The 2,632-nt window shown below is 44.6% G+C and carries 3 protein-coding genes; 2 read left to right on the forward strand and 1 reads right to left on the reverse strand.

The annotated features are described in order from the left end of the window. Positions 1 to 246: 246 nt before the first annotated feature. The gene (locus tag AB4161_RS22940; protein WP_372084441.1) at positions 247 to 828 is read left to right on the forward strand and encodes a flavodoxin family protein; all 582 of its coding nucleotides are present in this window, start codon (positions 247 to 249) and stop codon (positions 826 to 828) included. 92 nt (positions 829 to 920) lie between these two features. Continuing rightward, positions 921 to 1,766 carry a LysR family transcriptional regulator gene (locus AB4161_RS22945; protein ID WP_239830094.1) on the forward strand — a complete coding sequence of 282 codons (846 nt, stop codon included), beginning with the start codon at positions 921 to 923 and terminating at the stop codon, positions 1,764 to 1,766. Here the strand turns inward: AB4161_RS22945 and AB4161_RS22950 are convergent. Further along, positions 1,717 to 2,496: a TSUP family transporter gene (locus AB4161_RS22950; protein ID WP_372084443.1), complete on the reverse strand. Its 780-nt coding sequence runs from the start codon at positions 2,494 to 2,496 to the stop codon at positions 1,717 to 1,719. The genes AB4161_RS22945 and AB4161_RS22950 overlap by 50 nt on opposite strands. Positions 2,497 to 2,632: the final 136 nt, after the last annotated feature.

A 2,632-nucleotide genomic window follows, 5' to 3' on the forward strand; every position in this document is an offset into this window, starting at 1 on the left:
ACAAAATTATTTACAGGGTCGTAAAGGAGCCTTTCTTAATTCTACTTCATCTTCTAATTCACTCATAAACATCAGTCATTAAATACGAATTCCTAAATTTCACTTTCCAAAGTCCCTCTCTCATTTCCAAATTCCAATCCAGTTAATAATGTTTTTTATTTACTTATCCGATTACCAGACTATATTAGTAAACAAATAACTTTATAAATAAATTTACTTACTAATGCTAACAACGAGGGTTTAAGGATGAGCAGTAATAAAATTGGAATTGTTTTCTTCTCTAAATGTGGGGCAACCAAGCAAGTAGCAGAGCTCATCGCAGAGGGCGGAAACTCTCAATTGCCTAGCTCGACACTGCTCATCGAGGTTCTCTCGTCTGAAATTATTGAAGGAAGGTATGACAATGACGATAAGCTCACAGCATTAGACAGCTGTGGTGCGATTGTCTTTGGCGCGCCAACTTACATGGGGTCTCCTGCCGCTCAGTTTAAGAGTTTTATGGATGCGACCAGCGATACCTACGGTAAGAAATCATGGAGAAACAAACTTGCTGCTGGCTTCACCACTGGGGGCAGTCTCAACGGAGAACAACAACAAACCCTATTCAGCTTTTTCACTCTAGCTTGCCAGCATGGCATGATTTGGGCAGGGCTTGATGTATCTAAACACATCGACGACCTAGGTCTGAATCGTACAGGCTCGAGCATTGGCTTGGTTGCCAGTGTCGACGAGGATCCAAACTCTACAAGCAACAGTATTAATACGAATGACCTAAAAGCCGCTTTCTATTTTGGTCAACGCATCGCGAGCTTGGTTCAAAGTTCGTAACTTGTGTGATATCTATGAGCTCAAGACTAGAGAATGAATGTCGTTTCAGGTAACTTGATTCAATCATTCCCAAATTTCATGAATATAACCCAATGCTACTCGAAGGAATCGAAACTCTACTGGTATTGAGTAAAGCAAAGACCATGAGCCGCACAGGCAGTTTGCTTTATATCAGCCAATCTGCGGTCAGCAAACGGATTGCAAATTTAGAAAAGAAGCTAGGTAAAAAGCTCATCGAGCCGAGTGGCCGACAGATAAAACTGACGCCGGATGCGGTTGCATTGATCGAGAGTATTGGCCCTACGTTCAATGAACTTCGTGGTCTTATTTATGAACAACAAGAGTTGGAAGATACCACTCTAATTACCCTAGACAGCTCTAAGTCTCTGATAGCGGGCTACTTAGGTGAGATGATGGGGCAATTTATCCAGCAAGATAAATACATCACCATTACCACCAACCACACGCCAAGAATCATAGAGCGAGTGCAATCAGGCAAGGCAACTCTAGGGTTGTGCGCTGGCTTATTGCCACCGCATCATGGATTGATGACTTTCCACCTGTTTGATGAGCCGTTTTACATTGTGAGTAAGCAGCCACTCACGGCTCTTCCTCCATTGGTCATTACCAACGATATGACCAACCCTGCTAACTCTTATCAATTATCTGTGTTAGAAAAATTCGGCATCAAACCCTTGATGGAGATGGATGCCTACACCGCAGCGGCGCAACTTGCATTGGGCGGGACTGGGCCTGCGTTAATCCCGCTCTCTATCGTAAAAACACTCAATATTGAGCCTCAATACTTGTATAGCTTCCCTGAATTAGCAGGCTTAATTCGACCGATTCATGTCTGTGTTAGACCGAATAGCTACCAGTCTCCAAGAGTTAAAATACTGATAGAATCCATTGTTGATGCTGTTCCCAAAGCAGTTTAGAAGCCATCAGCATCGACATTACGATCACAAGGGGGCGAATCCATTTCTGCCCTTTTGTCACCACGACTTTGGCGCCAAGCTGAGCCCCCATAAAACCACCAACCGCCATCACTAATCCTAACTCCCAAATAGGCAAGCCAGCCAAAATAAAGAAAATCAGTGCAGCGATGTTCGAGGTGAAATTCAATACTTTAGTTCGCGCCGTAGCATCGACCAATGAGAAATGGCCAATCGCAACAAAACACACAGTGAAGATTGAGCCTGTGCCAGGGCCAAAGAAGCCATCATAGAAACCAACACCGCCACCGACACATAACGCAAACATCGCCTCGGAGATCTTTTGTTTGCCTTCAGAGGCTCTGGTTTGTGGTACTAATAGGAAATAGAGAGAGATCGCGATAAGCAGCAGTGGGATCACGCTGGTCAAAAGGCTCGCGTCGATGTATTGAACCAACTCAGCACCAATAGCCGAACCTATAAAGGTACAAAAGATAGCGAGGCGCATCTCCTTAATACTGACGATACCGTTACGCACGAAATACCAACTCGCAGAGAAGCTGCCAAATGAGCTCTGGAGTTTGTTAGTCGCCAGTGCTTGCGTGGGTGGCACGCCAGCCGCGAGCAATGCAGGTAGAGTCAACAACCCACCGCCGCCAGCCATTGCATCAATAAAGCCTGCTGCCGTTGCAACAACAAACAAGATAGCCAATATTTCTAGAGTGATTTCCATATACCCAACGCCTTAAAGTCCTGTGTAGCGACAAGTTACCACTCACGGCAGACGAGCAATAACGAAACACAAGATTCTAACCTATTCCAAATATTCATCATTAAGTTACCGCGGAATAACAGAATCGAGTAGGAGG

This window comes from Vibrio sp. 10N.286.51.E5 (genome assembly GCF_041469125.1).
Lineage (GTDB): Bacteria > Pseudomonadota > Gammaproteobacteria > Enterobacterales > Vibrionaceae > Vibrio > Vibrio crassostreae_C.

Bases quoted from the DNA above. Each gene is read 5' to 3' on its own strand.
- AB4161_RS22940 (WP_372084441.1), top strand. From the start codon at position 247: ATGAGCAGTAATAAAATTGGAATTGTTTTCTTCTCTAAATGTGGGGCA.
- AB4161_RS22945 (WP_239830094.1), top strand. From the start codon at position 921: ATGCTACTCGAAGGAATCGAAACTCTACTGGTATTGAGTAAAGCAAAG.
- AB4161_RS22950 (WP_372084443.1), bottom strand. From the start codon at position 2,496: ATGGAAATCACTCTAGAAATATTGGCTATCTTGTTTGTTGTTGCAACG.